General features: G+C 63.4%; 27 protein-coding genes and 1 tRNA gene. 1 reads left to right on the top strand and 27 read right to left on the bottom strand.

Going from position 1 to position 25,154, the window contains the following annotated elements:
• Window positions 1-3 precede the first annotated feature (3 nt).
• The 18 genes from GFK26_RS17995 to GFK26_RS17910 all read right to left on the bottom strand — a co-directional run bounded on the left by GFK26_RS17995 (window position 4) and on the right by GFK26_RS17910 (window position 16,042).
• Entirely contained in the window at window positions 4-1,119 is a 1,116-nt protein-coding gene (locus GFK26_RS17995; protein WP_153283151.1) for a metallophosphoesterase, read from the bottom strand.
• Between the two features lie 80 nt (window positions 1,120-1,199).
• Entirely contained in the window at window positions 1,200-1,610 is a 411-nt protein-coding gene (locus GFK26_RS17990; protein WP_153283150.1) for a cell wall hydrolase, read from the bottom strand.
• A gap of 38 nt (window positions 1,611-1,648) precedes the next feature.
• Window positions 1,649-2,131, bottom strand: coding sequence for a hypothetical protein (locus GFK26_RS17985; RefSeq protein WP_153283149.1), 483 nt, complete (start codon window positions 2,129-2,131; stop codon window positions 1,649-1,651).
• Complete coding sequence (locus GFK26_RS17980) at window positions 2,124-2,390, bottom strand: hypothetical protein (protein WP_153283148.1); 267 nt, start codon at window positions 2,388-2,390, stop codon at window positions 2,124-2,126. The genes GFK26_RS17985 and GFK26_RS17980 overlap by 8 nt, the downstream gene beginning before the upstream one ends.
• Window positions 2,377-2,745, bottom strand: a complete 369-nt coding sequence (locus tag GFK26_RS17975; RefSeq protein WP_153283147.1) for a hypothetical protein — start codon at window positions 2,743-2,745, stop codon at window positions 2,377-2,379. Before GFK26_RS17975 ends, GFK26_RS17980 begins: the two co-directional genes overlap by 14 nt.
• A gap of 36 nt (window positions 2,746-2,781) precedes the next feature.
• Window positions 2,782-3,015 carry a hypothetical protein gene (locus GFK26_RS17970; protein WP_153283146.1) on the bottom strand — a complete coding sequence of 78 codons (234 nt, stop codon included), beginning with the start codon at window positions 3,013-3,015 and terminating at the stop codon, window positions 2,782-2,784.
• An 11-nt stretch (window positions 3,016-3,026) separates the two neighbouring features.
• Window positions 3,027-4,052, bottom strand: a complete 1,026-nt coding sequence (locus GFK26_RS17965) for an ATPase domain-containing protein (RefSeq protein WP_153283145.1) — start codon at window positions 4,050-4,052, stop codon at window positions 3,027-3,029.
• A gap of 17 nt (window positions 4,053-4,069) precedes the next feature.
• Window positions 4,070-5,035 (bottom strand): 5'-3' exonuclease H3TH domain-containing protein, encoded by a 966-nt coding sequence (locus tag GFK26_RS17960; RefSeq protein WP_153283144.1) that lies wholly within the window; start codon window positions 5,033-5,035, stop codon window positions 4,070-4,072.
• A 63-nt stretch (window positions 5,036-5,098) separates the two neighbouring features.
• Window positions 5,099-6,049: a hypothetical protein gene (locus tag GFK26_RS17955; RefSeq protein WP_153283143.1), complete on the bottom strand. Its 951-nt coding sequence runs from the start codon at window positions 6,047-6,049 to the stop codon at window positions 5,099-5,101.
• A 109-nt stretch (window positions 6,050-6,158) separates the two neighbouring features.
• Complete coding sequence (locus GFK26_RS17950; protein ID WP_153283142.1) at window positions 6,159-6,767, bottom strand: hypothetical protein; 609 nt, start codon at window positions 6,765-6,767, stop codon at window positions 6,159-6,161.
• A gap of 582 nt (window positions 6,768-7,349) precedes the next feature.
• The gene (locus tag GFK26_RS34695) at window positions 7,350-7,502 is read right to left on the bottom strand and encodes an NUMOD4 domain-containing protein (protein ID WP_153283141.1); all 153 of its coding nucleotides are present in this window, start codon (window positions 7,500-7,502) and stop codon (window positions 7,350-7,352) included.
• On the bottom strand, window positions 7,499-10,882 hold the full coding sequence (dnaE, locus tag GFK26_RS17940; protein ID WP_153283140.1) for a DNA polymerase III subunit alpha: 3,384 nt from the start codon (window positions 10,880-10,882) through the stop codon (window positions 7,499-7,501). Before dnaE ends, GFK26_RS34695 begins: the two co-directional genes overlap by 4 nt.
• Before the next feature lie 22 nt (window positions 10,883-10,904).
• Window positions 10,905-11,318, bottom strand: a complete 414-nt coding sequence (locus tag GFK26_RS17935) for a hypothetical protein (RefSeq protein ID WP_153283139.1) — start codon at window positions 11,316-11,318, stop codon at window positions 10,905-10,907.
• 191 nt (window positions 11,319-11,509) lie between these two features.
• Complete coding sequence (locus GFK26_RS17930) at window positions 11,510-12,181, bottom strand: hypothetical protein (RefSeq protein WP_153283138.1); 672 nt, start codon at window positions 12,179-12,181, stop codon at window positions 11,510-11,512.
• Between the two features lie 32 nt (window positions 12,182-12,213).
• Entirely contained in the window at window positions 12,214-13,392 is a 1,179-nt protein-coding gene (locus GFK26_RS17925; protein WP_153283137.1) for an AAA family ATPase, read from the bottom strand.
• Window positions 13,393-13,493: 101 nt separating this feature from the next.
• On the bottom strand, window positions 13,494-14,543 hold the full coding sequence (locus tag GFK26_RS17920; protein ID WP_153283136.1) for a cobaltochelatase CobT-related protein: 1,050 nt from the start codon (window positions 14,541-14,543) through the stop codon (window positions 13,494-13,496).
• Entirely contained in the window at window positions 14,429-15,757 is a 1,329-nt protein-coding gene (locus GFK26_RS34600; protein WP_194273902.1) for a hypothetical protein, read from the bottom strand. The genes GFK26_RS17920 and GFK26_RS34600 overlap by 115 nt, the downstream gene beginning before the upstream one ends.
• 99 nt (window positions 15,758-15,856) lie before the next feature.
• Window positions 15,857-16,042 (bottom strand): hypothetical protein, encoded by a 186-nt coding sequence (locus GFK26_RS17910; RefSeq protein WP_153283134.1) that lies wholly within the window; start codon window positions 16,040-16,042, stop codon window positions 15,857-15,859.
• Between the two features lie 294 nt (window positions 16,043-16,336).
• Between GFK26_RS17910 and GFK26_RS17905 the strand changes: the two genes are divergently transcribed.
• Window positions 16,337-16,858, top strand: coding sequence for a hypothetical protein (locus tag GFK26_RS17905; protein WP_153283133.1), 522 nt, complete (start codon window positions 16,337-16,339; stop codon window positions 16,856-16,858).
• Between the two features lie 188 nt (window positions 16,859-17,046).
• On the opposite strand, the gene GFK26_RS17900 is transcribed toward GFK26_RS17905, so the two are convergent.
• The 9 genes from GFK26_RS17900 to thrS all read right to left on the bottom strand — a co-directional run bounded on the left by GFK26_RS17900 (window position 17,047) and on the right by thrS (window position 25,108).
• A tRNA-Pro gene (locus tag GFK26_RS17900) sits at window positions 17,047-17,123 on the bottom strand.
• 26 nt (window positions 17,124-17,149) lie between these two features.
• Window positions 17,150-17,608, bottom strand: a complete 459-nt coding sequence (locus tag GFK26_RS17895) for a MerR family transcriptional regulator (protein WP_153286002.1) — start codon at window positions 17,606-17,608, stop codon at window positions 17,150-17,152.
• Window positions 17,609-17,681: 73 nt separating this feature from the next.
• The gene (locus GFK26_RS17890; RefSeq protein ID WP_101490294.1) at window positions 17,682-18,056 is read right to left on the bottom strand and encodes an integration host factor subunit alpha; all 375 of its coding nucleotides are present in this window, start codon (window positions 18,054-18,056) and stop codon (window positions 17,682-17,684) included.
• A gap of 2 nt (window positions 18,057-18,058) precedes the next feature.
• The gene (gene pheT, locus GFK26_RS17885; RefSeq protein WP_153283132.1) at window positions 18,059-20,500 is read right to left on the bottom strand and encodes a phenylalanine--tRNA ligase subunit beta; all 2,442 of its coding nucleotides are present in this window, start codon (window positions 20,498-20,500) and stop codon (window positions 18,059-18,061) included.
• Window positions 20,501-20,545: 45 nt separating this feature from the next.
• Window positions 20,546-21,622: a phenylalanine--tRNA ligase subunit alpha gene (gene pheS, locus GFK26_RS17880; protein ID WP_153283131.1), complete on the bottom strand. Its 1,077-nt coding sequence runs from the start codon at window positions 21,620-21,622 to the stop codon at window positions 20,546-20,548.
• A gap of 112 nt (window positions 21,623-21,734) precedes the next feature.
• Window positions 21,735-22,094 (bottom strand): 50S ribosomal protein L20, encoded by a 360-nt coding sequence (rplT, locus tag GFK26_RS17875; RefSeq protein WP_007832499.1) that lies wholly within the window; start codon window positions 22,092-22,094, stop codon window positions 21,735-21,737.
• Between the two features lie 24 nt (window positions 22,095-22,118).
• Window positions 22,119-22,322 (bottom strand): 50S ribosomal protein L35, encoded by a 204-nt coding sequence (gene rpmI, locus GFK26_RS17870; RefSeq protein WP_007832497.1) that lies wholly within the window; start codon window positions 22,320-22,322, stop codon window positions 22,119-22,121.
• Between the two features lie 153 nt (window positions 22,323-22,475).
• Window positions 22,476-23,099, bottom strand: coding sequence for a translation initiation factor IF-3 (infC, locus tag GFK26_RS17865; RefSeq protein WP_101489776.1), 624 nt, complete (start codon window positions 23,097-23,099; stop codon window positions 22,476-22,478).
• A gap of 101 nt (window positions 23,100-23,200) precedes the next feature.
• The gene (thrS, locus tag GFK26_RS17860; protein WP_153283130.1) at window positions 23,201-25,108 is read right to left on the bottom strand and encodes a threonine--tRNA ligase; all 1,908 of its coding nucleotides are present in this window, start codon (window positions 25,106-25,108) and stop codon (window positions 23,201-23,203) included.
• Window positions 25,109-25,154 lie beyond the last annotated feature (46 nt).

Below are 25,154 nucleotides of genomic sequence, written 5' to 3'. Positions count from 1 at the left end.
GTGTCAGTCCCCCGAGGTTTCGACGGACGCAAGCACGTCCATAGCGGCGGTCGCGACTCGGGTGCTGTCCGCCAGCCCGGTCATGCCCTTGATGAATTCAGACACCGACGCTTCGAGCGACGCGCCTGCGTTGACGGTGGCTACGGTGGCCCCTGCGCGCACCGCGGCGGCCTTGGGCATTGCCTGCACGAGCACGGCCATCGCGCCCATGTCCATGAGTTCCTTGCGGGCGGTCTCGACCTCCTTGCTCTTGTCGGCCTCGACGCGCACTCGGACATAGTTGCCATCGACCAGCAGCGGCACGTCGTTGGGATCGAAGGCCACCAGCTGCGACAGGTCGACGAACTGCGGAAGGTGGCTCTTGCGCCAGGTCATCGTGTCCTCGTCGACCAGCAGGAAGCCGGCCTTCGTGCCCACGTCGGACCAGGTGTGGTGCGCCAGTGCGCCGATGCTGACCACCTCGGTCACGGCAAGGCCTGCGGGGAACACCTTGTGGTTGTGATAGTGCCCCGAGTAAACGCGGCGGAAACCCGTCTCGCTCAGCCAGGCCGGGTCGAGCCCGTGCGACGGCAGGCCATCGATCACGCCGTCGATGGGCGCATGCAGGACCAGGTCCCAGTCCACGACGCTGCCTTCGGTGGTCGATCCGACCAGCTCGTCACGCACGCGGAGGATCTCGGCCTTGAGGCTTTCGGTGCTCTCGTGCCAGGGGATCATGGCGACCTTGTGCTCGGACAGCGTCAGCGTGTCCGCAGTGACGGTCACATAGTCACATTCAAGCGCCGTGACGGCACTGCCCAACCGCTCACTGTCGCGCCCGGCCAGGTCGTGATTGCCCGGGATGATGACGAACCGCGTCCCGTACTGCTTGTGGCACGCGGCCAGGCAGTCGATCAGGCTGTTGAGCACCACCGGGTTCACTGAGCCGCGCACATGGAAGACGTCCCCGGCCATGATGACCGTCGGGTTGGTGTCCGTGTCGTTGGCTTGCGAGAGCTCCTTGCAAGCGCGCTCGATCTCGTCCAGCAGGCCGCGCAGTCGGTTGTTTACCCCGTCGGGGTTCATGGATGCAAATGCAGACCACTGGTGCATGTGCAGGTCGGCCATCAAGGCGTACATCGGCGGAGTCCTTTGATAAAAATCCCGCGTCGTGCGCGGGCTTGGTTCATTATAGATAGACAGTCAGTATTTACTGTTTGTCAGGCGCGATAGAAGACGTGCGCGCCGAGGGTCTTCACCCGCGTCATCGCGAGGCGCCAGCTCGGGGCGACGCGCTTCGCGTGATAGAACTTGGCGCCCTTGGTGAGGTCGGGCATGTTGCCGGCCAGCGACCACTGTGCGATGCGCCATGCCAGCGCCCAGGCTTCGGGCTCCTTGTTCGTGGCATTGATGAGGTGTGCCGGGATGGCCCAGCCCTTCTTCGTGAGCTTCACGTCCTTGGTCCAGCTGAACTGATGACGCTTGAACACCACGTCGCAGACCTTGGCCGGGTCCTGCTCGGCACGGTTGAGCGTGACCATTGCGACGGCGTACTGGCCCGGGATGAACTCGCCACGGGCCTCGTGAAAGACGTTCAGGGCGAGGCACAGGGCGGCGGTGGAGATGAGCATGGGATTCCCTTCGTGTTTCGATAGGGACAGTGTCCCGGTCAGGTCTTGGCTTTGGGCAGGCGACCGCGCTTGATGCGCACTTGCTTGAGCATCTCCTCGCTGCGCTGCTCGGGCGGTGGGAGGCTGATGTGCCAGAGTGCATCGGGCACCACGTACTGCGTCGGCAGCGGGCGCCCAGGCGTGGTCTGCACGCGCTTCTCGACACCCCGCGCCAGGCCCTCGGGGCCGAAGAGCGTGGCCGGCGCCAGCAACTTGGTGCCGTCCTCGACCATGAGGAGGACGTGAGTGAGCCCGTAGTTGCGCAGGGCGGACACTGTGTCGACGTCCACGGTCCAGGCCTGGCGGTCATGCAGGCGCTGGTCGGTGCGCCGCGGCGCATGGAAGATGTTCAGGCGCTTGCCCGTGGCCAGCTTGTAGGTGCGCAGCTCGCCGATCTTGCGACGGTTCTGACGCACCTGGCGGACGGTCCCGTTGCCGTCCTTCGCGGGCTTGGGCTCGCTGATGCGGTGGCTGTCAGCCACTGATGTGTTCTTTGAGGCCCCCGCGGTTGGTGACGCGCCACTCGCGTCCGGTGCGGACGATCAGCCCAGTGGCGGGCAGCTTGTGCTCCTGGTTGAGCAGGCCGATGACGGCGGCCTTGTCGGTCTTGATCTCGACCTCGTAGACGCGCACGCCCGGCAGGTAGACGATCTCCGTCAAGTCGACTGCTTTGGCCTTCGCCAGTGCGAGAGTCTCGGCATAGTCGACACGTTCGTCGTTGACGATTTCATAAGCTTTCATCTGTCACCTCTTTCAGAAAAATTACAGAGCAGGGAGCACTGTCAGCGGTTCGGTTCGGACCCCAGTGCTTGAACCTGCGGCGGATTGATTCAAGGAGCAGCTGGGGTCGGTCGGCGACCGGGTGCTCCTGCCAGTTGTGCGCCCAACGCCCGAAGGTGCTCGCCATCGCTGCAAGCTCACCCGTGGTGACGCTCACGACCTTGGCGGTCTTCAGCGGGCGCTTGGTGCGCGCATCGATCAGCTCGACGGTGTCGCCCTGCGTGAGCTTCTCGGCCCACTTCGACCCCAGGCGGAAGGTGGCGAACGTGCCCTCGAGGCCACGTCGCGGGTGGGAGAAAGCGATGGTCTTTGTCATCACTACATAGTAGGGAGCGGACCATCGCCCTCGGCCCTACGACAGTGGCTGCAGCGTCTTCGCCAGGTCGATCGCCCGGACCAGAAGGTCACGCTGGTTGGTCGTCTTCTCCAGGCTCTCGCGCAGACGCGAGACTTCCTGCAGCGAGCAGACCGGGCAACGCATCAGCGCCGGGTGGATACTCTTGCCCGCCGCGTCCTTCAAGTCCCGCACGCGATCAATGTCGAAGGCGAACTTCAGGTCGTGGACGGTGCAGAGCACCTCCTGCATGTGCGCAGCCATCAGGCGTGCAGCATGGCGGTGAGTTCAGCCTGGCGGCCTTCATCGTCGATCTTCTTCGACAGCACGCTGGCCCAGTACTTCTTGCCTTCCCACACGACCATCTTGCCGTCCTTCTCAATCTTGCCCATCTCGACGAGCGTGTCGACCAGGCCGCTGGTGAAGTCCAGATGCGCCTTGCCGTCGGCGTCGTAGGTCAGGCGCAGCTTGGTTTCCTGGAACGGCCGGGTGGTCTTGCTCTTCGTGCACTTGAGCGTGATCTCGCGGCCCGCGAACTCCTTCTTGCCGTTGACCTCCTTCATGATCTTGGCCGTCGAGACGGCCAGACGGGTGACCGAGTAATACTCCGGCGAGCCACCGCCCGGGGTGTAGCTCGGATCACCATGCGTCACGCCAGGCTTCGTGCGAAGCTGGTTCAGGTAGATGGCCACCACGTTGTGCTGGCGCGCCACGTCGGCAATCTGGGGCAGCACGGCGGCCGTCGCGCGAGCCAGCGCGGTGGTGTCGTTCATGTTGCGGTCTTCCATCGACTTGAGCTTGCCGGTCTTCGAGTCGTACTTGACCGACTTCGGTGTGGCCGCGGCGATGCAGTCGGTCACGATCACGATCGGCGCGGTGGCGTCGATGGCCTTGTTGACGCGCACGTACTCGGCCACCGTGAACGCCTTCTGCTGGCCCTGCTCCCACGTGTCCGGGTCGATGTACATGAAGCGGGGGAACGTCAGGTCCAGGCCGAACGAGGCGGCGAACGTCTGATTGAAGGCGTGTTCGTGGTCGACAAAGATCGCCATGCCGCCGGCGCGCTGCGCCTGGATCATCATGAGCGTGGCGAGCAGCGTCTTGCCCGACGCGGGCGGCCCGTAGACCTCGGCGATGCGCCCTTCGGGGAAGCCACCGACGTAGCTGCCGCTCAGGATCAAGTCCAGGGGCGGATAGCCCGTGCTCAGGAAGCGATCGGGCGTGGGCTCCTTGTCTTCCGCGAAGAGCTTCGCCATCTCTGCGGCCATCGAATCGAGTTTGCTGGTCATGGTGTGTAATCCTTTACTTACTTGCAGTTGGGGAAGTGCCGCAGGAACATGCCCTGTTCGCGCAGCATCGAAGCGAAGCTCAGGCGCCCGCACAGTTCGAGAAAGCCTTCGCGGCTGCCCGGTGCGGCCTGGATGATCATTTCGCCTTGCTCGGGCTTTCGACAGTGCTTCATGTCCATGAGCTGGACGTTGCGCCTGAAAAGCACCCTGCCCTCAGGACTGGCCAGAAGCTCCTCGGGGTGCTTGCTGGTCGCGGTCTTGCTCTTTCGAGTGGCGGGCGTGTACGTGCCCGCGTCGACCTCGGCGAAGAAGCGTTCGATCGACTTCCAGCGCGCAAGCAGTTGCTGCGCAGTGGTTTCGCCGAGCTTGTAGATGCCGGGGATGTTGTCGGACGAGTCGCCCTGCAGGCACTTGCCTTCGACGAACTCGGCGGGCGTCATGTAGCCCGTGAACTCGAAGAAGTTGGCGCTCGTGACACGACGGTCGCGGATCGGGTCGAACCACTCGACGTCTTCCTGCACCAGTTGGAGCCAGTCCTTGTCGCCGGACACGAGCGTGATGCGCGTGCGGTCGGCCGGGGCCTTCAGCTTGTTTGCGGCAACGATGGCGGTCACGAGGTGCCTGGCCAGGTCATCAGCCTCCAGCAGCGGGCTGCGCATCTGCTTCACACCGAGCAGCGCCACCGCCTTCTCGATGATCGGCGTCTGCTTCTTGAACGCCTTGTGGTGCGCCTCCTGCTTGGGGTCGCGCTGGGTTCGGTTCCCCTTGTACTCGGGGAAGATATCCAGGCGCCACTGGGCTTTGCCGTCCCAGAGCACCACGGGCTCGCCCGGGTCCTTCTCGAGCATTGCCTTGAGCGAGCGCAGGAACCCGAAGATCGCCTGCACCTGCATGCCGGAAGGGCCGCCCATCGTGAGCACGCTGCCGTTGTGGTTGGCGTGCGCGATGGAGTTTCCGTCGATCAGTTGAATGTGTTTTGCCATTCGTGTCCTCAGTGAAAAAGGGCGGACCCGAGAGCCCGCCCTTTTGTCTTTTGAGTGCCTGGCTTAGAGGCCGGCGAGCAGCTTGTCCAGCTCGGGGTCGCCCGTCGATTCGACGGCAGCTGCGGCCACGGGCGCTGCAGCAGGTGCGACGGCGGGAGCAGCGGCCGGCGCCGGTGCGGCGACCAGCTCGGGCACGTCGTCGAATTCCACTGAGGGCGTCGCGCCCTTGCCCGGAGGGGGAGCAGCGGCGTAGTCGTCTTCGATGGTCGCGGCTGCGACGGCGGACGACGGCAGGCGGGCCGTGGGGATGCCCGAAGCGCCCAGACCGGCAGGGCCGGAGCCCGCAGCGGGCAGCAGACCAGCGATCGACTTCACGGCGTTCAGCGCGCGGAACGAACCTTCTGCCGATTCCTGGGCCACGTAGGCTTCCAGGTCGTTCAGCTGCTTCATCACTTCGGGCGGCACCGAGGCGACGCGATTCTTGACCGCGGCCTGCACCGTGTACTTGGTGTTCAGGCCCGTGCCTTCACGCAGGATGATGATCTCGCGGCCCTTGGCCACGTCGAAGATGGACTCGCCCGCTTCTTCGTATTCCTGGGCCAGCGTGATGATCTGCTCGAACACCGAGGGGCGGATCTCGAGGATCTCGACCTTGGTGGGGTTCGGGCTGTCGGTCTGCAGGGCGTTCAGCAGGACACTGCCGGAGCTCTTCGCGTCCTTGAGCAGCTGCATCGTGGCGTCGTCGGTGCACGACTTGATGGCCTGGCCGATCAGGGCGTTCAGCTCGGACGGGCGACCGAAGGTCTTTTCCGTGTCGACATAGATCGCGAGGATGTTGCCACCAGCGTCCTTGATGAAGTGCTGGCCGAAGTCTTGCCAGAACTGCTGGTCCGCGCCCTTCCACGAGGGCAGGATGCGCCACATGCTGCGGTTCGGCGGCGGCTTCACCGTGCGGCCGCGCTTGCCAGCGGCGAGGGCTTGCTTCTTTTCCTTCAAGAGATCCATGAGAGACATGCTGTTTTTCCTTTTCGGTTTGCGGGTTTGGTTGTCGGTTTGCAGGTGCGGGCTTCTATGTACCCGCCCCTACATTATAGTGTGTCAGTACTGAGCCATCTATTTCGACTCAAGTGTTCTCCATGCCGATCGAGGCAGCCGAAACCGGAGCGCCATCGCGACGGCGGGCCATCGTGTCGAGGAGATCTTGGCGGCTCGCCTGCTGGGAGCGGTTGCGCTCCACGCGGGTGCCGTCGCCACCGCCCTTCACTTCAAGCGAGGTCATGTTGTCCAGGCTCTTCTTGCGCTGCTCCATCGCGGAGACGGCGTTGTCGGCCAGACGAGCGATGTAACTCGCGTCGTGCAGCCGGCCCTGTGCTGCCTTCCAGCGTACGTCGTTCACGATCGAGGAGCGGACCTGCGCTTCGGTCGGGGCCTTCACCCGGGACTTCGGGTCGGCGGCGATCGCGCCTTCGTACTCCTCCTGCAGTGTGGAGCGGTACTGGGCGTCGAGCTTGGCTTCCACCATCTCCACCACAGTCTTGTAGCGATCCTGCTGACGCTTGGCGCGCACAGCGATATTCGCGTACATGAGGAACAGGCCCGGCTGGCGGGCGCATTCTTCTCGCAGGTAGGTCGGATCGATGTCCAGGTCCTTCTTCAGCTGCGCCGCATCGATCAGGATGTCGAGCGCAGCGTCATCAGAGGATGCAACGGGTGCGGTGGTGGGTGCAGTCATGGCGCGTTAAATGTGTCAGTAGTTACTGATTCATTATAGGGAAGCGGGTCTTCCTTAGACGCCCTTCAGCACGTCTCGGAGCTGGTCCAGACGCGCTTCACTGCCCCCGGGGGACAAGGCGTTCAGGGCTTCCAGGTCGAGTTGAATTCGGGTTGTCATGGGGTCCTTTCATGTGTCAACTGAAGAAAATGGTCATACCAAGACTTAACTGTGAGGTCCCAGCTATGGATTTACGTGTCCTATTTGTTGGCGCCATTGCGGCGATCAGCGTCACCTCGGCTTTTGGACAACTCAACGCTGGCCACGCCACTGAGACTGGGGGGTCAAGGGAGAAAACATGCCGGGCCGCTTTTGAAAAGGCCAGCCGCATCGCTACAACTCATTTGGGTAACCGTAGAGGTCACTTCATCTCCGTTGACGAAGGATGCGACCGCTGCACTGTTCAGAAATTCCACAGTGAGAAACAGGAGTCTTGGACCTGTCGCACAAACTGGCGGATCGTTCCGGAGCCTAAGTCCCGTTAGCACACAACAAGTTGGCGAGCTGGTCGAACACCGATTGCACCAGCGTAATCTTGGAAGGTCAGAGTGGCAGGTGAGCCCACGTTCGGCCGTGACCGCATTGCGAATGCTGTACTGCCCCACCCCGTACCTGCGTGCCAGGTCGGCGGCCGAGGTCCGAGATCTCGTAACGGCCTTCGTAGCCGATGACGGCTGTCCAGATTTCTTCGCTCATGACAGGAGCGTGTAGAGCTGATCAAACACGCTTTGGACGAGGGTGATCTTACTGGGGTCGTGATAGAGCATCCCGGGGTTGAGCCCGAAGATGATCGATGCGTCGAGCTTGGCGTCGTAGACGACCTTGCCCGCGAGGTCCGCGGGCGAGCCCTTCAGCCCGGGCGAGAACCAACGCACGGCGTTGGAGCCCATGGCAATGATGACGGGCGGCTTCAGTATCTCGATCTCTTGGCGCAGGAACTCGCCGCCGTCCAGGATCTGCTGGTTGGTGATGGCCTTCGCGCCCTTCTCCTTCGCCACCTTGCACAGCGCGGTGTAGTAGCCGTCAGCGGCCCGGAGCTGCACGTCCTTGAGCGCCTCCTTGACGATGTCGGCGGTCTTGCCTTCGAGCATCTTTCCCGCGCGCTCCTCCTCCCACGACGGGGCGTCGAACACCAGCATGAAGCGCGGCGCGTCGCCCATGCGGGGCACAGGGATCGGCTTGCCCTTCAAGCTCGGGGCATCGCTGCTGCGCATTTCATCGATCAGCCGAGTGATCTGCAGCTTGGCGAGCTTCTCGGCATTCAGGGTGCGGTCTGCTTTGACCAGTTCGACGGTGAAGCCTGGCATGAGCTCCAGTCGGTCCTTCAGGCGGTCGGGATGGGATGCGGGGTGGCCCTGCTTGTCGAGGTTCCACAGTGCGCCCACGCGGCTGAGCTTCTCCCGGTGTGCCGAGTTGACCTGCGTGCGGCCCAGCACCTTCTTCTGGATGGTCGGGTCGAACTCCATGACACCACCATCGGAGTTCAACGAGAAGCCGCCGGCATAGACGCCCAGCGACGTGTCCTCGTATTCACGCAGCTTGAGGATCGACGCAGCGACGTTGCCGCTGATGCCCTTGATCGCCTGGAACGGCGCATAGAGCTTGTCGTCACCCTCGATTTCGATGCGGTTGGAGCTAATGTTCAGGTCAGGCGGCAGGATCTGCAGGCCCTTCGAGCGGGCGTCCAGCACCAGGCCCGCCAGCTTTTCTTCCTTGTCGATCACCGTCATGGCGGCGGCGAAGAACTCGGCAGGGTAATACACCTTCAGCCACATCGTGACCCAGGAGATCAGCGAGTACTCGGCTGAGTGCGACTTGTTGAAGGCGTAGCCCGCGAAGCCCAGAATGGTTTCCCACAGGGTTTCGGCCTTGTACTTCTCCATGCCCGATGCTTCCGCGCCGGCGACGAAGCGAACCGCGTACTCGGCCATCTTCTCGGCGTCCTTCTTGCCGATGGCTTTTCGCACGCCGTCTGCTTCGCCCGGGGTGAAGCCACACAGCACGCGGCACAGTTTCATCACCTGCTCCTGGTAGGTGATGACCCCGAACGTCTCGCTCAGGCACTCCTCAAGCAGCGGGTGGTCGTAGTGGGCGTGCGACGCGCCCTGGCGCACCTGCACGTAGCGGTCACACAGGCCGGCGTCGAGCGGGCCCGGCCGGAACAGCGCGGTCGCGGCGCACAAGTCGTTGAAGGTGAGCGTGCCGCCCATGGCCATGTCCTTGAGCAGCTTGGTCATGCCCCCGCCCTCGAACTGGAACACGCCCTTGGTTTCCCCGCGCCCGAAGGCTTCGAGCACGCGGTTGTCGTCCAGCGGGAGGCTGAGCAGGTTGATCTTCTTGCCATGCCGCTCGAGGATGTAGTCGAGCGCGGTCCCGATCAGGTCCAGGGTGTTCAAGCCCAGAATGTCCAGCTTGATGAGGCCGAAGTCTTCGACCTTTGTCTTGTCCCACTGCACCACGGGCAGCGAGTCCTCTTCCTTGTGCATGCGCACGACGGCGCGGTTGGTCACGGGTTCACCCGCGACGATCACGCCTGCAGCGTGCTGCGACAGCGTGCGGTTGGCGCCTTCGAGGCGAAGCGCGTGGTCCCAGACGACCGGGCGCTCGACCATGAACTTGCCGATGTCAGGCACGCGCTCGGCCGATTCAGCCAGACTCAGGCTGACCCCGTGCTCCTTCTCCATCTGTTTCGAGCAGGCGTACTCCCACGGGTCCAGCTCGTGCATGCGGGCTGTGTCACGCAGCGCCGATGCCGGACCGAGGGTGGAGAAGTTCACGATGCCAGCGACGTTCTCGCGCCCCCAGCGGTTGATGATGTAGTCCACGACCATGTGGCGCTTGCCCGACTCGAAGTCCAAGTCAGCGTCAGGCAAGTCGGTACGGTCGGGGTTGATGAAGCGCTCGAACAGGAGACCGAAGCGGATCGGGTCGACGTCCGTGATGCCCATGAGGTACGCGACCAGCGAGCCACCTACCGAACCCCGTCCTGGCCCGACGCGCACCCCGTTGTCTTTGGCCCAGCTCACGATCTCCTGTACCAACAGGAAGTAGCCGCTGAAGTTCATCTTCCGGAGCACGCCGAGCTCGAACGCCAGGCGCTCCTTGTAGACCGTCGCCAGCTCTTCGTCGGTGGGCTTGTGGCCCCAGACCTCTTCTTTGAAGCGCTCGCGCCAGCCCGCCTTGCACCCGTTGACCAGCGCGACGAACTCGTCGTCGGCCATCTTCGGGAGGCACGGGGCCATCTTGGCGAAGCGGTAGGTGCACTTCCCGGCGATCTCGACCGTCGTCGCCAAGTTGCGCCCGTTCGCGCCGGCGCCACGGTCGGTCATCGCCTTGAGCTCGGCGGCGAACTCCGCGGGCGTCAGCATGCACAGGTTGCGCGTGTACGGACGGGGCACCCATGGGCTGGAGACCGGCGTGTTCGTCGCGATGGACTTCAGCACGTCGGTCGCGTTGGCGTCTTCGGGCGTCGCATAGAAGGCGGGCCGACTGACGAACCACTGCGTGCCGGTGAACAACGATGCCAGCTCTGCCTGCTTGTTCAGGCGGTCGAAAAGCGGCGTGTTGATGGCCACGTGCTCCACGTAGTAGTCGCCCTTGAAGCGCTGGGCCAGCTCGCCATGCAGCTCGCTCGCGCGTGGGTGGTGCCACAACGACTGGATGTCGCCGCTGGTGACCACCACGTCTTCCAGGTCGAGCACGTCCTGAAAACCCAGGCGCGCGTGGTAGTAGTAGTGGTCCGCGTCCATCGACTTCGTGAGCGCGGCGAAGAGGGACTTCAGGCCCTTCTCGCTCTTCACGTAGACCTTCAGGCGGAAGGCGTTGTTCGGGCGGTCCTTGAGCTTCGCGGTGGGGTCATCCACCACGATCACCGTGCAGCCCGTGATGACCTCGATGCCGGCCTTCTTCGCCTTCTCGCTGAAGGTGGGCATGGACGACACGCTCATGGTGTCGGTCAAAGCGATGTGGCTGTAGCCGCACTCTTTCGCCCGCTCAATGATCTTGGAGATCTGGAACGAGCTTTCGCCCAGGCTGAAGTCGCTGCGCACCGAGAGCGCGACGGCAAGTGGATTCATTCGGTTCCCCGTTGGTTGATATCTATGGTCTGTCGACTGGGTTGGCGACCAGTTGGAGCTTCCCGCCCGTCTCGACGGCCAGGTTCCCCGCTGCGAAGATCGACAGCGCGTTGGACAGCTGAACCTTTGCGCTCGCCGCCGTCAGGTTCAGCTCCTGCATGAAGGCAAGGCGCAGCGACTCGCGCGTGGCTTGCCCGCCCAGCAGCTGGCGGCAGTAGGTGTCCTTCCAGCCCTTGTCGGCTGGATTGCGGCCGGCAAGCAGCTCGGCGCGGGCGAACTCGAACCACCCCGTGGTCATCAGGCTGCGGACCTGGCTGGCCACGCGCTTGGGTAGCCCCTGCACCAGCGCTTCTTCCTTGGGGGTCAGCGACACGCGCTGCACGCCCCGGGTGCTCGCCACGACGAGCGGGGCACCCTCGCCCTTGACGCGGGTCAATGGCAGGTGAAGAAGGGCTTTTCCTGTGACCACGATCAGTTGCCGCTCTCGGCGTACGACCTCGCTGTCGGGCAGCCCGACCAGGAAGAGCGCAGCATCCCGCACGCAACTGCGTGCATGCGGGCAGGCTTGGCATGTCGGGGACTGCGCAGAGACGGCCGAAGCCATCCCATGGCAGGCCGGGGCCTCAATCACCATTCCGTGAAGCCGAACTTCTCAGTGATCTCGGCGCGAACGCGGCGCGCCTCTGCAGCGTTGAGGCCGGCGGCCACAGCGATGTTGCTGAAGCGGGCCGTGCCGGTTTTGAACTTGTCGTCGCGCTCGTTCAGCAGCAAGGCCGTCACGAAGCGCTGCGCGGCCGGCGTCAAGCCTGCCAGGCGCTGCTTCATCTCCTGGCGCGCGATCAGGCGGTCCTCGGGGCGGGAGTCGTCGAGATCGGCACCGAGGCGCTCCATCGGGTCCCCGTCCTCGTCCTGCATGGAGGGCGCGCGGTCGTCGATGGAGTACATGCCCAGCTCGCGCTTTTCCTCGCACATCTTCTCGATGCGGTTGCGGAAGTTGTGCATGCACGCTGTCGTGCAGTAGCTTGAAAACTTGGCGCCGCCGTCGGGGCGCCAAGCCTTGAATGCCTGGAGGTAATAGACATCCATCTCCTGGCGGACATCCTCGTAGTTCATGGGCAGCTTGAGCGCCTGGACGCGGGCGTACGACTTGATCGCCAGGCGGGTCAGCATGGCTTCGACCGATTCGTAGCTGCCGTCGTTGGCGAATTTCTGCCCCTTTCGCCCGCCCATGTTGTGGCGGACTTCGCCCATGCGTTTGACGGGCAGGTCGACGGCGAGAGTGGCTTCAGCGGTGGTCATAAGTGTCTGGCTGGTGTGCTGGTGGACGGGGATCAGGCGAAGACGCGCTGCGCCACTTGACGGGCTGCTTCACGGTCGGTGCTGGAGAGACGGTTGATGAAGGCCAGGTCGAGGCCTGCCTTGAAGTCGCGCTTGCCCACGCCGATCTTTGCGGCGTAGATCAGCGAGCGTGGCGAGATGGGGTTGCCCAGGCGGCCGCCGTCGAACTCTTCGCGAATGCGCTTGGCGAAGTCGACCAGCTTCTTCGCGTCGGCCATCGGGATGCGGCCCTGCTGCGAGACGAGGCGCTCCTCGAGTTCTTTGGACATGTAGTCCATGCGCTGGACCACGCCGAAGCGCTCATAGTTGGCGCTGTTCTGCAGGTTCGTGCCCGTGTACAGGCCGGTTTCATCGCCCTGCCCGTTCGTGTTGCCGGTGGCGACGATGCGGAAGTCGGGGTGCGGCTTGATGACGCGGTTCTCGGGGTCGGCTTCCTTGATGACCAGCGGCTTGCCCTCGAGCACTGCCTGGTAGACCGAAGTCACTTCCGGGCGGCCGAAGTCGTACTCGTCGGCCATGTACAGCCACCCGTACTTCATCGCCATCCCCAGCGGGCCAAGCTCGAAGTGGGTTTTCCCATCGCGAAGACGCCAGCCGCCGACGATGTGCTCTTCTTCCATGTTCGCGGTGTGCTGCACACGGAACAGTGGCCGCCTCGTGTACGCGGCGATCTGCTCGAAGATGGTGGTCTTGCCGGTGCCGGCGTGGCCCCAGAGGTACGTGGGAATGCGCATCTCCAAGCCCATCATCATGGTCTTGAGCACGTCCAGATTGAACACGTAGTTCGGGTCGATTTCAGGAATCATCGACTCGTGCTCTGGCAGCGGCGCGCACTGCGTGACCATGATTTCCTTGCCGCTGGCGCTCAGCGTGGCGGCGTTCTTGCCCAGGCCGAAGAGGTCATGAAACACAACCTTCTTGGCAGCTGAAGGTGTGTGTTTGCTTACTGTTGCAATAGTCCCAGCTTGGGCAGCCTTTTCCGCTTCGCGCTTCTTGATCGCGTCGATTGCCTTCTGGCTCAGCATGGGCTGGCCCGGGTACTGCGCCTGGTACTCTTCAGCCGTCACGGTGGGGTGGTCGGACTTCAGGTGCATGTGCACCGCATGGATCTTCGCACCGCAGATCGCGCACTTGATGGTTTCGTCGGCAGGGGCCGCTGCGTTGGTGGTCATAAAACTCTCCAGTCTTAAAAATTTGGTGTCGCGTCAGCGCGATGAATGAATGATCGCGCCCGACGCTTGGAGTATATCAGTACTGACTTACTATTTTAGAGTCAGGAGAGCAACATCTTGGTCAGCTGACCCATCACAACGGTCGGCAGTTCTGCCAGGTTGTTCAGGACGATGTGCTTGTCGTAGTAGCTCTTGACGGCGGTGGTGCGAATGCCGATGCCCACGACCTCGATGCCTGCGGCCTGCACCTTTTTCACGGCCTCGCGGGTGTGGTTCCGCAGCTGGTTGACGTTCGAGCTGCCGCCCGGCGAGCAGTTCGGGTCGCCGTCGCTCAGCACGCACATGATGTGGCGCTCAGCGCGCTGGCTCTTCAGGCGGTGCGCAGCGATCTGGATGCTCTCCCCGTCGATGTTGCAGCGGCAGAAGTCCGGGTAGCCGATCATGCTCGCGAAGCGGGCCTTGACCTGCGTGCCCAGGCGCTCGCCGAAGCCCTTGAAGATGGGCATGTAGATAGCCTCGTCGCGGGCATAGTCGTCGGGCGTGACGGTGCCCGTCAGGTCATCGGCCATCGCGCGCTCCATCTCCTTGCTCTCGAACGTCGTGAAGCCGAGCACTTCGTGGGTGACCTTGATGCGTTCAAGCACTTGCGACAGCGCATACGAGGCTCGAGCAGCGACGACGAGGTTGTCCGAATAGACCATCGAGCCGGAGTTGTCGACCAGGAGCGTGAACGCGGTGTTCTTCGCCTGCGTCTCGAAGCGCTGGCGGAACAGTCGGTCATCGCCCACGGCAGACTTGAACAGCGCACCCGGTGCGATCCGGCCGCGACGCTGGGCGGGGTTCCAGCTCTTGCGCGCCTTCGCTGCGATGGCACGCTCCAGCTGCTTCTGCATCACGCCCAAGGTTCCTTCAGTGCCCTTGTCGAGCGCCTCAATGTTCTCCTTGATCTTGGACTCGCGAGCTGGTTCGATCCGGTCCCACTCGGTGGAGTAGATCTGGTAGCTGGCCGAGTTGAACTGGTGCTCCGCTTCCTTGGTCAGACCTTCGCTGATGGCGTCGTCGAAGTCACGCTTCTCCTCGAAGATCTCGCTGAGGTCGCGCTCGGGGTCTTTCGTGGTGGCTTCAGCATCTTCGTTCGAGCCACCCGGCACCTCCTTGCTGGCCGTGCTGGTGTCGCCTTGGGTGCGAGCTTCTTCCTGTGCCTGGCTTTCGCCCGACTCTGCATCACCCTCTGCGCCATCTTCGCTGTCGCCCTCGGCCGCCGACGTCTGTTCGTCACCGTCGCCCTGCAACCCGTCGCTGCCGTCGTCCTCCGCATCGCTGTCGGCGGGGGCGTTGCCCGGTGCAGCATCTTCACCCGCGTCGTCGTCTTGGCCCTCGTCTGAGGGGTCGGCAGGGGCGCCCTGCGCGGTGTCGTCGCCCTGCTCTTCGTCGCTTTCGGGCTCGGGCTCTTCGTCCTGGTCATCACCACCGCCACCAGCGGAAGGTGCCCCGGGGTCGGACGTGTTGCCCGCGTCATCCAGGTCATTGCTTTCCGGCTCCGGGGTGCCCTCATCGCCCGTGTCGTCGTCGCTTGGGTCGCCCGGCGACGGGCTGCCCGGCTGATCGTCGTCTTCGTCTTGCTCCTCGTCCTGATCGTCGTCTTGCGGCGGCGGAGGTGCCGTGGGTGGGACTGACGGCGCAGGGGGCGGCGGGGGCGCGGGAGGAGGTGGCGGCGGAGGGTGAGCGCCTTCTTGACCTCGAGCGCCAGGTCCAGGCACTCCTGGCTGCTGCTCACGCGGGTGAGCTTGCGCAGGATGTCGTCGCCCAGCTTCGCCTTCAGCGGTTCGACCAACGGTGCGACGTGCGGCTGCTTGATGAAGTCCTGTGCGGACGTCTGGCCGGCCCACGCCCGGAAGGCTGCGACGAATGCATACCCCTCCGCTTTTTTCTGGTCGCCGGCGGCGAGAGCGTCGGTGATCCCCTTCCCACAGATTCGCTCAAGATAGAACTTGCGGACCTGCTCCAGGTTGTGCGACGAACCCTGAAACGCCTCGGTCATCTTGCGCTCGATGAACACGTCTTCAACGATGTTGGCGAGGTTCGCGACCTTGGCGCCCAGCTTGCTGGCCGCGATGACGACCTTCTGGTCCGTGAACAGCACGTGGCCGACCTCGTGGTCCAGGAAGCCCTGGACCGCGGCGATGAACTCGGGCGTCGCGTCGTCGGGCAAGTACGGCACGTTGACCACCTTGATCTTGCCGGTCTTCGGGTCGTAGGCCACATACGCCTTCACTCCGCGCTGGGTGACCTTGATGGCGCGCGAAGTGAGCATGGAGACGATCTTCCCGATCGAGTCGCGGATGACCTGAATGTCTTGCTTCATTGTGAAAAACCTCGTGTCGTTGATTCGTTGCATCAACTTTAAAAATGAGCCCTTGGAGGGCGCGCCCGGCATTGCACCGGGCTCTCACGCAGCCGACTTTTAGTGAGGGCCCGTGAACTTCAGGCCCGGCCCGACCAGGCTTTCGATCACGATGATCGTCTCGGCACCGGTGTCGAGCCACCGCGCTTTCAGCTCCCCTGCGCTGACCGACTTCGTTTCTGTGGACGTGGCGAGGATGTCCGCCATTTGCTCAATGCTTACCAACTGGCAGTCGACCGATTCCATGTTGAGATTTCCGATAGTTTGTAATTGATGACTTACTTAAATATGACTCAAGCAAAGAGAGTCAGCGTGCACACATTATAGGGCTCGACGCACTTGGACCGCTGTTGGTGGCTTCCGCGGTGAGCAGTTGTCTTACACGGCGGTGCGAAAGCCATTTGCTATAAAGTCACTCACTGCTGAGCATTGACATCTGCACACAGTGTATGTAAGTACATAGCAATATAATGTGTTCGCTTAGTCTCTTTTTCGATGAACGCGAGCATCACTTTTTAAAGTTCCCAAGAGGAGAAGTTAATGAACGCCACCGCAACCAAGAAGGCAGCTGCCCCGAAGAAAACCGCGGCCGCCGGCATCCCGCTCAACGAGTTTCTGGCTCGCCGCCAGGACGAAGCTGGCATGCGCAACTACGAGCTCGCCGAGAAGATGGGATACGGCTCTGCGAACGTGGTGGCCATGCTGCGCAGCGGGAACATGGCGTTCCCCGTGAACAAGGTGGGCGTCACCGCAAAGGCACTCGGCATCGATCCGGCCTTCCTGCTGACCCGCGTGCTTGAAGCTCGCAACCCCGAGCTGCTCGAAGTGCTCCAAGAGATCTTGGGCAACCAGCTGGTCACTGATCTGGAAGCAAAGATGCTGGGCTGGGTTCGCAAGGAAACCGACGGCGTCGAGTTCGACATTGATCGGTACCCGGACTTCAAGAAAGAGTTCGGAGCAGGCCTCAAGGAGATCGCCAAGCGTGAAAAGGCGCTGCATGGCGCCTCGATGGACGCGATCAAGCGCAACTACAAGCCGGGCCCAGCGAAAAAGGCAGGGTGAGCACCTTGCCCCTAACCCCACCAAGCCACCTTCGGGTGGCTTTTCTTTTGGCCGTTTGGGTGCGTCAGTGTCAGGTTATTCCAACCGAGCGCACTGCAAGTGGTTCCAGTAGTGGTTCCAGATCGAAAACACAAAGAAAAACGGCCTAGGGTGGTAAGCCCTAAGCCGTTGATTTCATTACTTATTATTGGTCGGTGTGAAAGGATTCGAACCTTCGACCCCTTGCACCCCATGCAAGTGCGCTACCAGGCTGCGCCACACACCGAAGCTCTCGATTATAGCGGGCTAAATTCAGTGTCCGACAGTCAGCAGCTCACGAATTTCAAAAAGCTCGCGGCGAAGGTGCAACAACTGCGACAGGTCGACGGTCTGCGTGGTCGCTGCAGCCCCGGGCTCGTCCTGCACGGCAGCGTCGAATTCCTCTTGGCCGATCTCGATGGCCTCCAGGCCTTCGAGCGGCACTTCGCCTGCCTTGCGGCGATCGCGCTCGCCCTGCGTGAGCTCCTGCAGCTTGTTGCGCGCACCGCTGATGGTGAAGCCTTGGTCGTAGAGCAGGTCGCGGATGCGGCGGATCATCAGCACTTCATGGTGCTGGTAGTAGCGACGATTGCCGCGCCGCTTCATCGGGCGGAGCTGCGTGAACTCCTGCTCCCAATAGCGCAGCACGTGCGGCTTCACACCGCAAAGCTCGCCGACCTCACCGATGGTGAAGTAGCGTTTGACTGGAATCGGCGGGAGCGCTTTCTCCATTATTTCCATTGAAATCAAGACTGTGCGCGGGAAACCTCATAGATTACTCTACGCGGCAGCACAGCACCAAGCACTATTCCGCGCCCAGGCTCCACTCGACTTCGGAAGTGCCGTCCTGCGGCTCGATGCTGCCCTGGATCTGCTCCTTGAGCTTCGCGCTCGCATGGAAGGTCGCCACGCGGCGCTCGCCGATCGGAATGGCTTCACCGGTGCGCGGGTTGCGCCCCGGGCGCGGCGCCTTGACGCGGATCTGGAAGTTGCCGAAGCCCGAGATCTTCACGTCCGTGCCTTCGATGAGGCTGCCGGCAACGAGCTCGAAGAACGCCTCCACCATGTCCTTCGACTCACGCTTGTTCAGGCCGATCTGCTCGAACAGGAGGTCGGCCAGGTGCGCCTTGGTGAGCGCCGGCGTTTCGAGGGCTTCGAGCGTGAATTCGGCGGCGTTCATCTTCATCCCCTCAAGCGGCCGCCCAGGGTGGCGCCCAGTTGTTCGACGATTGCACGGACAGCAGGTTCGACCTGCTCGTCCGTCAGCGTGGCGACATCGCTCTGGAAGGTCAGGCGCACGGCCATGCTCTTCTCGCCCGGTGCCAACGCACCCGGCGCCGCCACGGCGCCTTCGCGCAACGGCTGCGGACGGTAGATGTCGAACAGCGTCGCATCGCGCAGCAGACCCGAGGCGGATGCGCCCGCACGGATGGCCTGCATCAGCGCATCGTGCGACACCGCTTCGGCCACGACGACCGCGATGTCGCGCTCGACAGCCTGGAGCTTGGGCACCGGCTGCGCCACGGGCACGGCCCGCGCCGTGACGGCGTCGAGGTCCAGCTCAAACAGCACGGGCGCCTGGGTGAAGTCCCACTTCTGGCGCCAGCGCGGGTGCAGCTCGCCGATGAAGCCGACGGCCTGGCCGTCCAGCAGCACACGGGCCGAACGGCCGGGGTGCAGGGCCGGGTGCTCGGCCGCCTCGAAGGTCGGCACGCGCGGTGCGAGCAGCGCTTCGACGTCGCCCTTGACGTCGTAGAAGTCGGCGCGTTGCGGCTTGCCGTCCCAGCGCGACGCCTCGGCATCGCCCCAGGCGAGGCCGGCCACGCGCATGGGCTGGTTCACACCGCGCACGGTGCTGTCGGTGGTGACGACGGTGTCGTCGCGCAGGAACACGCGGCCCAGTTCGAACACGCGCACGCGCGGTGCCTTGCGGTCGAGGTTGAACTTGAGCACCTGCAGCAGCGAGCCGAGCAGCGAGGAGCGCATCACGCTCATCTGGCTGGCGATGGGGTTCAGCAGCTTGACCGGGTTGGCATTGCCCGCGAGGTCCTGCTCCCAGTGCGCTTCGACGAAGCTGAAGTTGATGGTTTCCTGGTAGCCCAGCGCTGCAATGCTGCGACGCACTGCGAAACGGCTGCGCTGTGCTTCGGGACGCACGCGGGCCGTGATGGGCGCGAGCGGTGCGGTGGTCGGCAGGTTGTTGAAGCCGATCAGGCGCGCCACTTCTTCGATCAGGTCTTCTTCGATCAGCAGGTCGAAGCGGTGCGGCGGCGGCGTGACGGTCAACGTGCCTTCGCCTTCGGTGAGGGCGAAGCCGAGGCGGTTGAGCGCGTCGGCGCATTGCGCCTGCGTCAGCGGCATGCCGATGACGCGTGCAGCGCGGGCCACGCGCAGCGTGACGGGCGCGGCTTCGGGCAGGCGCAAGGTCTGGTCGTCCATCTGGCCGGCTTCGCCGCCGCAGATCTCGACGATCAGTTGCGTGATCCGCTCGATGATCTGCACCGTGCGGCTCGGGTCGACACCGCGTTCGTAGCGGTGACCGGCGTCGGTCGAGAAGTTGAAGCGGCGCGAACGGCCTTGCACGGCCTCGGGCCACCAGAACGCGGCCTCGACGTAGATGTTGCGCGTGTCGTCGGACACCGAGGTGGCGTCGCCGCCCATGATGCCGGCGAGCGATTCGACTTCGCGGTCGTCCGCGATGACGCCGACCTTCTCGTCGACGGTGATCGTCGTGCCGTTGAGCAGCTTGAGCTGTTCGCCCGCCTTGCCCCAGCGCACCGTGAGGCCGCCATGGATCTTGTCGAGGTCGAAGATGTGACTGGGCTGGCCGTACTCGAACATCATGTAGTTCGAGATGTCGACCAGCGGCGTCACGCTGCGCTGGCCGCAACGCGCGAGGCGCTCGACCATCCAGGGCGGCGTGGCGACCTTGGTGTTCACGCCGCGCACGATGCGACCGGAGAAACGACCGCACAGGTCAGGCGCTTCGACCTTGACCGGCAGCACGTCGGCGAACGACGTGGCCACGGGCACCATGGCCGGCGTCTTCAGCGGTGCGCCGGTGAGCGCTGCGAGTTCGCGCGCCACGCCGTACACACTGAGGCCGTGCGCCAGGTTGGGCGTGAGCTTGAGGGTGAGCAGTGCGTCGTCGAGCTTGAGCACGTCGCGCACGTCGGCGCCGAGGGGTGCATCGGCGTCGAGTTCGAGCAGGCCGCCGTGGTCTTCGCTCAGGCCGAGTTCACGCGCCGAGCACAACATGCCCTCGCTCTCGACACCGCGCAGCTTGCCCAGCTTGATGAGGAAAGGCTTGCCGTCTTCACCCGGCGGCAGTTCGGCGCCGACGAGGGCGCACGGCACCTTGATGCCGACGCGCGCATTCGGCGCGCCGCACACGATGTTCAGCAAGGCGCCCTGCCCCACGTCGACCTGACACACGCGCAAGCGGTCGGCATTCGGGTGCTGCTCGGCTTCCTTGATTTCGCCGACCACGATGCGCGTGAAAGGCGGCGCCACCGGACGGCGCTCTTCAACCTCGAAGCCGCCCATGGTGAGCGTTTCGGCCAGTGCGGCGCTGTCGAGGGGCGGGTTGCAGAACTCGCGCAGCCAGGATTCCGGGAATTGCATCTCTTCGATCTCGATCTGGTTTTTCTATCTGTGGAGGGGGCGTGCTTACTGGAACTGCGAGAGAAAACGCAGGTCGCCGTCGAAGAAGAGGCGCAGGTCGTTCACGCCGTAGCGCAGCATGGTGAGCCGGTCGGGGCCCATGCCGAAGGCGAAGCCGATGTAGCGCTCGGGGTCCAGGCCCATGTTGCGCACGACGTTCGGGTGCACCTGGCCCGAACCGGCGACTTCAAGCCAGCGGCCGGCCAGCGGGCCGCTCGCGAACTGGATGTCGATCTCGGCGCTCGGCTCGGTGAACGGGAAGAAGCTCGGACGGAAGCGCAGCACGAGGTCGTCGCGCTCGAAGAAGGTGCGGCAGAAGTCGGTGAAGACGACCTTCAGGTCCTTGAAGCTCACGTTCTCGCCGAGCCACAGGCCTTCGCACTGGTGGAACATGGGCGAGTGCGTGGCGTCACTGTCGACGCGGTAGGTGCGTCCCGGCGCGATCACGCGGATCTCGGGCGCCTTCAAGGTGCCGGTGGTGTCGGCGGCAGCAGCGGCAAATTCGGCCGCGTACTTCTTGGTGTGCTGATGGGCATAGCGCACCTGCATCGGGCTGGTGTGCGGACGCAGGTTGTAAGGAATGCCGTCGTCGCCCTTGAGGTCGACGTAGAAGGTGTCCTGCATCGAACGCGCCGGGTGGTTCGGCGGGTTGTTCAGCGAGGTGAAGCTGTGCCAGTCGCTCTCGATCTCGGGGCCGTCGGCAACGTCGAAGCCCATGCTCGAGAAGATTTCTTCGATGCGCTCCAGCGTGCGGCTCACGGGGTGCAGTCCGCCGCCGGCGCGGTGGCGGCCGGGCAGGCTCACGTCGAGCGCTTCGGCGCGCAATTGCAGCGAGAGTTCTTCGTCGGCGAGTTGCTGGCGGCGGTCGGTCAGTGCGGCCTCGATGGCCTGCTTGCCGACGTTGATCGCGGCGCCGCGGGACTTCTTCTCTTCGACACTCAGCGCGGCCATGCCCTTCATCAGCTCGGTGATGCGGCCCGACTTGCCAAGGAACTGGGCCTTGGCGTTTTCGAGCTCTGCGGGCGTTTTCGCTTCAGCGAAGGCGGCGCGTGCGGTGTCGACCAGGGAGTCCAACTCGTTCATAGCAACAAAAATCTTCGAGGGGAAATAAAAAAGAGCTGGAGCCTTTTCAAGCGCCAGCCCTTGAGCCGTGGGCGCAAGAAGCCGTCCGGAGACGGCAACCTGCTGTGCAAAATCAAGCAGCCAGCTTGGCCTTGACCTGCTCCACGATGCCGGCAAAAGCGGCCTTGTCGTGCACGGCGATGTCCGCAAGCATCTTGCGGTCGATCTCGATACCCGCCTTGCGGATGCCGTTGGCGAACTGGCTGTAGGTCAGGCCCAGTTCACGCGAGGCGGCGTTGATACGCGCAATCCACAGCTGACGGAACACGCGCTTCTTGGTACGACGGTCACGGTAGGCGTATTGCCCAGCCTTCATCACCGCCTGTTTGGCGACGCGGAAGACATTACCGCGGCGACCGCGAAAACCCTTGGCGAGTGCGAGAACTTTTTTGTGGCGGGCGCGAGCCGTTACACCACGTTTGACGCGAGGCATGTGTTTACTCCTTGTTCGTCTGAATTAAATGCCACGGCCGGGCAGCATGGCGGCGACAGAAACCATGTTGGTCTCATGCACTGCGACTGCACCACGCAGGTGACGCTTGTTCTTGGTGGTCTTCTTCGTCAAGATGTGACGCTTGAAGGCTTGACCGCGCTTGACGGTGCCACCGGGACGAACGCGGAAACGTTTTTTCGCGCTGCTCTTGGTCTTCATTTTGGGCATATGAATGCTCCTTTAGTTTGTGCTCGTGAGGCGCCGCGGATACTCCACGGACTTGTTGGCCCCGAGACACTTCTTTATCTCGCCCCCGCCTGCACTTCTTTCGAAATGCGGGCCAGGGCGAAATCCCTTCAAAACCCGTCTACTGCAAACGCCTCAGGCGGTTGCCGTAGGCGCCGCTGCCGGCGCAGCGTCTGCAGCCGGCTTCGGCGCCGCGCTGCCAACCTTCTTGCGGCCCGGCGCGATCATCATGATCATCTGACGGCCTTCCAGCTTCGGGAACTGCTCGACCATGATCGTGTCGCCCAGTTCGTCGCGAATGCGCTGCAAGAGTGCCAGACCGAGCTCCTGGTGCGTGATCTCGCGGCCGCGGAAGCGCAGCGTGATCTTGCATTTGTCGCCCTCTTCAAGAAAGCGCTTGATGTTGCGCATCTTGATGTTGTAGTCGCCATCGTCGGTACCGGGCCGGAACTTGATTTCCTTGACCTCGATGACCTTCTGCTTCGACTTCGCCTCGGCTGCCTTCTTCTGCTCGTGGTACTTGAACTTTCCGTACTCGATCAGGCGGCACACGGGCGGATTGGCCGCAGCAACGACCTCCACCAGATCCACGTCGGCCTCACCCGCAAGGCGCAAGGCTTCGGAAAGGCTCATGACACCCAATGGCTCGTTTTCCGGGCCGACCAGGCGGACTTCCGGGGCCATGATTTCCCGGTTCAGGCGGTGTTGGCGTTCCTCGCGGTGGCGGCGGTCGCGAAATGCAGTAGCGATGGTCAGAATCCTTCAAAGTTTGCTACAAAATCTGTAGCGATCGCCGCTCAGTCTTCGCGGACAGGCGGCACGACTTGGCAGAGAAACATATGGGGTGTTTCAGAGACAAATCAACGCTTGTCAGCAACGTCCTGGACGAGCCGTTGCGTGAACGATTCGAGGGACATTGCACCGAGGTCTTGATTGCCCCGGGCGCGCACTGCGACGGCACCTGCTTCCTTTTCCTTGTCACCCACGACGAGGATGTAAGGGAGCTTTTGCAACGAATGCTTCCGTATTTTATACGTAATCTTTTCGTTGTGCAGATCAAGCTGAACTCTAAGCCCTTGATTTTGCAGCGTTTTCGCAACTTGCGCAGCGTAATCGGCCTGTCCTTCGCTGATATTGAGCACCGCCACCTGCACCGGAGCGAGCCATGCGGGCATCGCGCCGGAGTGGTGTTCGATGAGCATGCCGATGAAGCGCTCGAGGCTGCCGACGATGGCGCGATGCAGCATCACGGGGTGGGCGCGGCCACTCGATTCCGTGACGTACTCGCCGCCCAGGCGCTCTGCCGTGTTGAAGTCGACCTGCATCGTGCCGCACTGCCACTGGCGGCCGATGGCGTCGCGCAGCGTGTATTCGATCTTCGGGCCGTAGAAGGCGCCATCGCCGGGCGAGATGATGAAGTCCACGCCCGAGCGGCGCAGCGACTCCATCACCGCATGCTCGGCCTTGTCCCACAGCTCGTCGGAGCCGACGCGGTTCTCGGGCCGCGTCGCGACCTTGTAGAGGATGTCCGTGAAGCCGAAGTCGGCATACACCTTCTGCAGCTGCGCCGTGTAGGCGATGCATTCGTCGAGGATCTGGTCTTCCGTGCAGAAGATGTGGCCGTCGTCCTGCGTGAAGCCGCGCACGCGCATGATGCCGTGCAGCGCGCCGCTAGGCTCGTTGCGGTGGCACTGGCCGAACTCGCCGTAGCGCAGCGGCAGGTCGCGGTAGCTGCGCAGATCGCTCTTGAAGATCAGCACGTGGCCCGGGCAGTTCATCGGCTTCAGCGCGTACTCGCGCTTCTCCGATTCCGTCGTGAACATGTTGTCGCGGTAGTTCTGCCAATGGCCCGTCTTCTCCCACAGGCTCTTGTCGAGAATCTGCGGACCCTTCACTTCCCAGTAGCCCGTGTCGCGGTAGATGCCGCGCATGTACTGCTCGACCTGCTGCCAGAGCGCCCAGCCCTTCGGGTGCCAGAACACCACGCCCGGCGCCACTTCGTCGATGTGGAACAGGTCGAGTTCCTTGCCCAGCTTGCGGTGGTCGCGCTTCTCGGCCTCCTCGATGCGCTGGATGTAGTGGTCGAGCTGCTTCTTGTCGGCCCAGGCCGTGCCGTAGATGCGCTGCAGTTGCTCGTTCTTGGCGTCGCCGCGCCAGTAGGCGCCGGCCAGCTTCGTGAGCTTGAAGACCTTCAGGAAGCGCGTGTTCGGCACGTGCGGGCCGCGGCACATGTCGACGTATTCCTGGTGGTAGTACAGGCCCATGGCCTGCTCGTCGGGCATGTCTTCGACCAGGCGCAGCTTGTAGTCCTCGCCGCGCGACTTGAAGACCTCGATGACTTCCGCGCGCGGCGTCATCTTCTTGACGACGTCGTAGTCCTGCGCAATCAGCTCGCGCATGCGCGCCTCGATGGCGGCCATGTCCTCTGGCGTGAACGGGCGCTCGAAAGAGATGTCGTAGTAGAAGCCTTCGTCGATCACGGGCCCGATCACCATCTTGGCCGCCGGGTAGAGCTGCTTGACCGCATGGCCGACCAGGTGGGCCGTCGAGTGGCGGATGATCTCCAGGCCCTCGTCGTCCTTGGGCGTGATGATCTGGAGCTTGGCGTCACGGTCGATGACGTCGCTGGCATCGACGAGCTTGCCGTCGATCTTGCCGGCCACCGTCATCTTGGCGAGGCCGGGGCCGATGGACTGGGCCACTTCGGCCACCGAAACCGGGCCGGGGAACTCGCGGCGCGAGTTGTCGGGGAGCGTGATCTGGATCATGTGAAAACCTCGGGGAGAAAAACAAAAAAGCGCGGTGGATGCCGCG

It is taken from the genome of Variovorax paradoxus, from assembly GCF_009498455.1.
GTDB lineage: Bacteria > Pseudomonadota > Gammaproteobacteria > Burkholderiales > Burkholderiaceae_C > Variovorax > Variovorax paradoxus_H.
Note: the sequence above shows the minus strand (reverse complement) of the source record. Positions and strands in the feature narration are given on the sequence as shown.

What these genes read in the sequence shown, in the direction of transcription:
- GFK26_RS17980 (WP_153283148.1), bottom strand. Translation starts at nt 2,390, where the DNA reads ATGAAAGCTTATGAAATCGTCAACGACGAACGTGTCGACTATGCCGAG.
- GFK26_RS17895 (WP_153286002.1), bottom strand. Translation starts at nt 17,608, where the DNA reads ATGGAGAAAGCGCTCCCGCCGATTCCAGTCAAACGCTACTTCACCATC.
- GFK26_RS17910 (WP_153283134.1), bottom strand. Translation starts at nt 16,042, where the DNA reads ATGGAATCGGTCGACTGCCAGTTGGTAAGCATTGAGCAAATGGCGGAC.
- GFK26_RS17975 (WP_153283147.1), bottom strand. Translation starts at nt 2,745, where the DNA reads ATGACAAAGACCATCGCTTTCTCCCACCCGCGACGTGGCCTCGAGGGC.
- GFK26_RS17930 (WP_153283138.1), bottom strand. Translation starts at nt 12,181, where the DNA reads ATGACCACCGCTGAAGCCACTCTCGCCGTCGACCTGCCCGTCAAACGC.
- GFK26_RS17905 (WP_153283133.1), top strand. Translation starts at nt 16,337, where the DNA reads ATGAACGCCACCGCAACCAAGAAGGCAGCTGCCCCGAAGAAAACCGCG.
- pheT (WP_153283132.1), bottom strand. Translation starts at nt 20,500, where the DNA reads ATGCAATTCCCGGAATCCTGGCTGCGCGAGTTCTGCAACCCGCCCCTC.
- rpmI (WP_007832497.1), bottom strand. Translation starts at nt 22,322, where the DNA reads ATGCCCAAAATGAAGACCAAGAGCAGCGCGAAAAAACGTTTCCGCGTT.
- GFK26_RS17970 (WP_153283146.1), bottom strand. Translation starts at nt 3,015, where the DNA reads ATGCAGGAGGTGCTCTGCACCGTCCACGACCTGAAGTTCGCCTTCGAC.
- GFK26_RS17890 (WP_101490294.1), bottom strand. Translation starts at nt 18,056, where the DNA reads ATGAACGCCGCCGAATTCACGCTCGAAGCCCTCGAAACGCCGGCGCTC.
- GFK26_RS17995 (WP_153283151.1), bottom strand. Translation starts at nt 1,119, where the DNA reads ATGTACGCCTTGATGGCCGACCTGCACATGCACCAGTGGTCTGCATTT.
- GFK26_RS17960 (WP_153283144.1), bottom strand. Translation starts at nt 5,035, where the DNA reads ATGGCAAAACACATTCAACTGATCGACGGAAACTCCATCGCGCACGCC.
- pheS (WP_153283131.1), bottom strand. Translation starts at nt 21,622, where the DNA reads ATGAACGAGTTGGACTCCCTGGTCGACACCGCACGCGCCGCCTTCGCT.
- GFK26_RS17925 (WP_153283137.1), bottom strand. Translation starts at nt 13,392, where the DNA reads ATGACCACCAACGCAGCGGCCCCTGCCGACGAAACCATCAAGTGCGCG.
- rplT (WP_007832499.1), bottom strand. Translation starts at nt 22,094, where the DNA reads ATGCCTCGCGTCAAACGTGGTGTAACGGCTCGCGCCCGCCACAAAAAA.
- dnaE (WP_153283140.1), bottom strand. Translation starts at nt 10,882, where the DNA reads ATGAATCCACTTGCCGTCGCGCTCTCGGTGCGCAGCGACTTCAGCCTG.
- GFK26_RS17965 (WP_153283145.1), bottom strand. Translation starts at nt 4,052, where the DNA reads ATGACCAGCAAACTCGATTCGATGGCCGCAGAGATGGCGAAGCTCTTC.
- GFK26_RS34695 (WP_153283141.1), bottom strand. Translation starts at nt 7,502, where the DNA reads ATGAGCGAAGAAATCTGGACAGCCGTCATCGGCTACGAAGGCCGTTAC.
- GFK26_RS17950 (WP_153283142.1), bottom strand. Translation starts at nt 6,767, where the DNA reads ATGACTGCACCCACCACCGCACCCGTTGCATCCTCTGATGACGCTGCG.
- GFK26_RS34600 (WP_194273902.1), bottom strand. Translation starts at nt 15,757, where the DNA reads ATGAAGCAAGACATTCAGGTCATCCGCGACTCGATCGGGAAGATCGTC.
- GFK26_RS17990 (WP_153283150.1), bottom strand. Translation starts at nt 1,610, where the DNA reads ATGCTCATCTCCACCGCCGCCCTGTGCCTCGCCCTGAACGTCTTTCAC.
- GFK26_RS17955 (WP_153283143.1), bottom strand. Translation starts at nt 6,049, where the DNA reads ATGTCTCTCATGGATCTCTTGAAGGAAAAGAAGCAAGCCCTCGCCGCT.
- thrS (WP_153283130.1), bottom strand. Translation starts at nt 25,108, where the DNA reads ATGATCCAGATCACGCTCCCCGACAACTCGCGCCGCGAGTTCCCCGGC.